Annotated in this window: 3 protein-coding genes; 2 read left to right on the plus strand and 1 reads right to left on the minus strand. The window is 74.9% G+C overall.

From position 1 onward, the window contains the following. Together ACFV4F_RS43280 and ACFV4F_RS43285 are read left to right on the plus strand one after the other, a co-directional pair. Positions 1 to 527: substrate-binding domain-containing protein (locus tag ACFV4F_RS43280; RefSeq protein WP_380511538.1), on the plus strand; the 527-nt coding region annotated here is incomplete at its 5' end. Positions 528 to 642: 115 nt separating this feature from the next. After that, the gene (locus ACFV4F_RS43285) at positions 643 to 918 is read left to right on the plus strand and encodes a PASTA domain-containing protein (RefSeq protein ID WP_380438753.1); all 276 of its coding nucleotides are present in this window, start codon (positions 643 to 645) and stop codon (positions 916 to 918) included. Positions 919 to 1,009: 91 nt separating this feature from the next. On the opposite strand, the gene ACFV4F_RS43290 is transcribed toward ACFV4F_RS43285, so the two are convergent. Beyond that, positions 1,010 to 1,719 (minus strand): alpha/beta fold hydrolase (locus ACFV4F_RS43290; protein WP_380511541.1); only part of this gene is annotated, 710 nt, incomplete at its 5' end.

Raw genomic sequence — 1,719 nt, forward strand, 5'->3', positions numbered from 1 at the left:
CCTACAACATTACCTCATACTTCGCCACTACCTCCGGGGGGGGTTGTAGCGCCGCGCCGGACAAGGCGTGGAAGGGCAAGGGCGGCCAGTCCGCCAACGGCAGCGCCGGCGTCTCGGCCCAGATCAAGCAGGTCAAGAACTCGATCGGCTACGCCGAGCTGTCCTACGCCCAGACCAACAACCTGAAGAGCGCCCAGGTCGGCACCGGCGCCGCCAAGCCCGTCGCGGCGACGGCCGCCAACGCCGCGCTCACCCTCGCCTCCTCCACCGTCGTGGGCACCGACGGCGACCTCGCCCTGTCCCTCGACTACGCCACCAAGGCCGACAACGCCTACCCGATCGTCCTCGTCACCTACGAGATCGTCTGCGACAAGGGCAACAAGGCGGACACCCTCGACACCCTCAAGGGCTTCCTGTCCTACACCGTCGGCGACGCCGCCCAGAAGGCCATCGGGGACAAGGGCTACGTCCCGCTGCCCGCCGCCATCGGGGACAAGGTCAAGGCCGCCGTCACCAGCCTCGGCTGACCCGCGCCCGGCACACGTCCGACCGGCACCCGCCGGCCCCGCACCGAGGGGCCGTCGGGTGCCGCCGTCTTCCCTCCGGGAGGCATCGGCGGCAGGCTGGTCCCGGGAGGGTGACATGACGTGGATCGGACCCAGCACGGCCCCCGAGGTGACGGTGCCCGACGTGGTCGGGCTGCTCGTGCCCCAGGCGCGCAAGGTCGCGGGGGAGGCGGGCCTCGCCATCGCCAGCGGCGATCCGGACGGCCCGCCCGTCAGCGCGCTGACCTGGCCCGGCGTCTGGGTCGTCACCGGCCAGCACCCCGCCCCCGGTGCGAGGATGCGCCGCCACGGCTCGATGGTGGTCGAGTTCGCGGAAGTGCACGACGAGAACGGCCCGCGGCGCCCGCGCTAGTGCCGCGGCACTAGCGGCAGACCGTGCGAATCCCCTCCTCCCAGGAGGGGTGTCACCGGGAGGAAGGGGCGAGTCCTGGGTGCGCGGACGCTCAGGCGTGTCCGCGCGTGGCGCCCGGCGGGACCGGCACGGTGACGGCCCAGCCCGCGGCCAGCGAGTCGACGAACTCGCCCAGCAACTGGCCGACGTGCTGCGCCACGGCCCAGTGGGTCACCAACTGCTCGCGCGGGGCGTCGAGTTCGCGGTGGACGGCGGTCGGCGCGGCCTCGCAGTACTCGCGCTGGAGGCGCAGCCGGTCGCGCAGGTCCCCGGAGCGCTTGCCGGTGATGACGATCGTGGGCACGTCGGCGCGGGGCAGCCGGCCCTCGTGCCGCAGGAAGCGGGCGCGGGCGCCGCGCCACTCGCGCCGGACGGCCGCGCAGGTGCGGGCGTCGGCGTCGAGGCGCAGGACGACGCCGTCCGGGGACGCGCTCGCGGGGCTGGTGTCGACGCGGCCCAGCGGCTCCCCCGGGTGGGAAGGGTCGACGAGCCCGAGGGCGAGCACGTGGCCGGGCAGGCGGCGGGCGGCGGTGGCGGCGAGGTAGCCGCCGAGGGAGTGGCCGACGAGTACGACGGGCCGCTCGCCGGCGACGTGGCGGACGAGGTCGGCGAGGTCGGCGGCGGCCGCGTCGATGTCGAAGTGCCGGCCGCCGGTGTAGCTGCTGCGGCCGTAGCCGGCGCGGTGGTACGTCACGACCGGTCCGGTGGCGGCGAGTTCGCGCAGCAGCCACTCGGCGTGGCCGGCCCCGTCGCCGAGCGCGC

This window comes from Kitasatospora sp. NPDC059722 (genome assembly GCF_042733235.1).
Classification (GTDB): domain Bacteria; phylum Actinomycetota; class Actinomycetes; order Streptomycetales; family Streptomycetaceae; genus Kitasatospora.